Here is a 3,363-nt window from a genome sequence, read left to right on the forward strand (position 1 = left end):
CGATCATCATTTGTTCGCTGATCGTAGGCACTAGCTCGATCTCACCCGCACACCTCGGTAAAGTAGGCGTTAAAGCGATCGCGTTTTATGCGCTTACGACGCTTCTTGCGATTGTTATCGGACTGGGATGCGCGCTTGTGTTCTCTCCGGGCAGCGGGCTTGATTTAAGCGACGCGTCAAAGGCCGTAGAAAAGGCTGCAAGCGCCCCTAGTTTAGGTAAAATTTTATTAAACATAATCCCTACGAATCCTTTTGATTCTATCGCTAAAGGCGAAATTTTGCCGATCATCGCGTTTTGTCTATTTTTTGGCGTGGGGCTTGCATTTTGCCGCGACAGCGCCGATGCACGCATCAAAAATTCCGCCGACACGGTTTATAACTTCTTCGACGGAATGAGTGAGATAATGTTTAAGGTCGTACGCTGGGTGATGCAATACGCGCCGATCGGCGTTTTTGCGTTGATGTTCGTCGTATTTAATAAAAATGGCATCGAAGCTTTTAGCTCGCTGCTAAACGTTACGATCACCCTATATTTGGGACTTGCGATTCAAGTATTTTTGGTTTATTGTGTTATTTGTATGCTGCTTGGCATTAGCCCGGTTAAATTTCTTAAAAAGGTGCGTCCGCCGATGCTTACGGCTTTCGTTACCCGTAGCTCTAACGGCACGCTACCTATCACGATGCAAACAGCCGAGGATATGGGCATTCCAAAGTCGATCTACGGCTTTGTTTTGCCCGTGGGCGCTACTATCAATATGAACGGTACGACCGTATATTTGGGCGTTTGCTCGCTATTTATCGCAAATGCTTGCGGCATAAGTTTAAGCGGCAGCGAGTATTTCACGATCATCATTACTTCAATGCTTGCTGCGATCGGAACGGCGGGAGTGCCTGGAGCGGGCGCGCTGATGCTGCTTTTGGTGCTTGAATCCATCGGCATCAAAGTAAACGGCAATGTCGCGATCGCATACGGTATGATTCTGGGTATCGACGCGATTTTGGATATGGGACGAACCTCGATGAACGTAACGGGCGACGTCGTGGCATCGATATATGTCGCGAAAACCGAAAATGAAATGGATATGAGCAAGTGGGAGGGCTGAAATTTTAGGCTTTTAGCCCTTGCGGCGTTAAATTTAGCTTTTTGTAGCGCGTTTGCATCACTAGGCTATTGCGGCAATAAAATTTTGTCGCGATAAAATTTCTGCTGCGGCGAGGCTCAAGCGGCTTGGCAAATTTCATCGCCGCATGTTTGCAAGGCTACGGCGAGATGAATTTTACAAGAGCCAGTAAATTTAAATTTGATAAATTTAGAAAGGATATTAGATGAAAAGAGTTGGAATTATCGGCGGAATGGGGCCTTTGGCGAGCGCGGATCTGTATCTTAAAATAATCGAGGCGACCGCGGCGAAGAGCGATCAGGAAAATATCCCGCTCGTAATCGACAGCTACCCGCAGATCGAGGATCGCACGGCGTTTATTTTGGGTAAGGGCGAAAATCCGCTGCCGCGCCTGATCGAGAGCGCTAATCGTCTGAAAAATGCGAACTGTGCGGCGTTTGCGATGGGCTGCAATACGGCGCATTTTTTTGCCGACGACATCGTCGCGGCGGTGGATCTGCCGATCATTCATATCGCTGAAGTCACGGTAAAATCGATCCTGCAAAACCACAAAGAGGCGCGCAAGATCGCCGTTTTGGCTACGATCGGCACGAAAAAGGCGCGAATCTACGACGAGCCGCTAAAATCTGCGGGGCTAATCAGCGTTGAGCTGGGCGAGCAGATCCAAAACACGCTGATGGACTGTATCTACAAAGGGGTCAAAGCGGGCAAGATCAATGAATACGTGGGCATTTTTGAGGATCTTTTGGGCAAGATCGACGCCGATATCTACGTCGTTGCGTGCACCGAACTGCCGCTATTTTTGCCATTAATTAAAAGCGATAAAATTTTTGTCGATCCGACGCTGGAGCTTGCCAAGGCGATCGTGGAGTTTTCGCGCTCGTAAATTTAAAGGCTACCGCTTAAAGGCCGCCGCGCACCAGAAGCGTTATTTCGCGCGGCGCTGCTTTAAAATTTAGCTCTATAAAATTCTAAAACAAACCGCTTTTAAATTTGGTCGTTGCGTTTGCGAAATTTAAAATTTTAAATTTAACGCCGTCGCAGCTGCAAATGCGTCTAAATTTAACTTCATGCTAAAATTTATCCTTGCTAAACAGATTGACCCGCAGCGCAGACAGCTCGCGCGCCAATAAATTTAAAATTTACGAAGCCATAAAGGCCGAAATTGACCGCTAGCGACGAGCTTTAAAATTCGGTAAATTTTAAGCTTGCGGCCGATAAATAGCCGTCGTAAATTTCATCTTGCGCGTTAAAATTCCGCGCCGAAAGCAAATTTTAAGCCTAAACCCACTACCCTTAAACTCCAAATCAACACAAGGATTGAATATGAAAAATTTTATACTCTCGGCGTTTGTTGCGTTTGCAGTATCGGGCTGCGCGCTGTTTACCTCCAATGACGCACCTGCCATGGCAGGCAATATAAACGCCGTCAAATCAGAAGTGCTCAGCTACACGCGCCAAGGCTCCACTTCCTATATTTACACGCTCAAAGACCTCTCTAGCGGCGATGCCTACATAGCGCGCTCGGGTAGATACTACGCGGCCTCGGGCGACGTCGCCTACGTGAGCACCAGTAGCGGCACCATTACCGAGTTTAGAATCATCTCTCGTAAAGCGGGCGCGAGCTCTCCGCGCGCCTATAGCGGCGAGAAAATCGTAACTAAACAGGTCTATAAAAACGACTCCATAGCCGTACCAGATAGCGAAAATATAAGCTTTTAATCCGCTTTATGACTTTTGTCCGCAGGTTATTTGGCCACCGATCGATTTTTGATCGCCTTCGTTGCTCGCCGTTTTAAACCTGCGGATCGCTTTTAGCCGCTCCGCCTTTACGGCTTTTCTATGGTGCGAGGATTTATCCTTATCGCGCTATCCGGCTTGTTTAAATTTAACCGCTGCTTTTTATACGAAAAAATTTTACTAAATTTAATCCGCGCCAAATCTACACGAAAATAATCGATAAACAAAAGCCAAACAAAATATCGGCTTAAATTTAAAATTTTAGATATAAATTTAAAGCCGAAAAAGCTAAGGCGTAAAATCCTGTGTTGCCGTCTGTTTACCGCAGCTTGATATAATCCCACCATCGAAATTAGAACTCCTTTCAATAATGAGCGAGACCTGTGTGGGTCTCGCTTTTTTTATGCCCGAATTTTCGCGATTTTGGTAAACATTCGGTAACAATTCGGTAAAATTTTAGTATTTTTCAGCCTATTTTAAGCATATAATTTGTCATTTTGTG

4 protein-coding genes are annotated in these 3,363 nt (G+C 46.2%); 3 read left to right on the plus strand and 1 reads right to left on the minus strand.

The genetic code is table 11. From position 1 onward, the window contains the following. The 3 genes from Q0236_RS05305 to Q0236_RS05315 all read left to right on the plus strand — a co-directional run. Positions 1 to 1,103: dicarboxylate/amino acid:cation symporter (locus tag Q0236_RS05305; protein ID WP_297915812.1), on the plus strand; the 1,103-nt coding region annotated here is incomplete at its 5' end. A 223-nt stretch (positions 1,104 to 1,326) separates the two neighbouring features. Next, complete coding sequence (locus tag Q0236_RS05310; RefSeq protein ID WP_297915814.1) at positions 1,327 to 2,007, plus strand: aspartate/glutamate racemase family protein; 681 nt, start codon at positions 1,327 to 1,329, stop codon at positions 2,005 to 2,007. 440 nt (positions 2,008 to 2,447) lie between these two features. Continuing rightward, the gene (locus Q0236_RS05315; protein WP_297915816.1) at positions 2,448 to 2,843 is read left to right on the plus strand and encodes a hypothetical protein; all 396 of its coding nucleotides are present in this window, start codon (positions 2,448 to 2,450) and stop codon (positions 2,841 to 2,843) included. A gap of 107 nt (positions 2,844 to 2,950) precedes the next feature. On the opposite strand, the gene Q0236_RS05320 is transcribed toward Q0236_RS05315, so the two are convergent. Beyond that, a complete protein-coding gene (locus Q0236_RS05320) occupies positions 2,951 to 3,208 on the minus strand; it encodes a hypothetical protein (RefSeq protein WP_297915818.1) in 258 nt (85 codons plus the stop codon). Positions 3,209 to 3,363 lie beyond the last annotated feature (155 nt).

Source organism: uncultured Campylobacter sp. (assembly GCF_938031315.1).
Classification (GTDB): domain Bacteria; phylum Campylobacterota; class Campylobacteria; order Campylobacterales; family Campylobacteraceae; genus Campylobacter_B.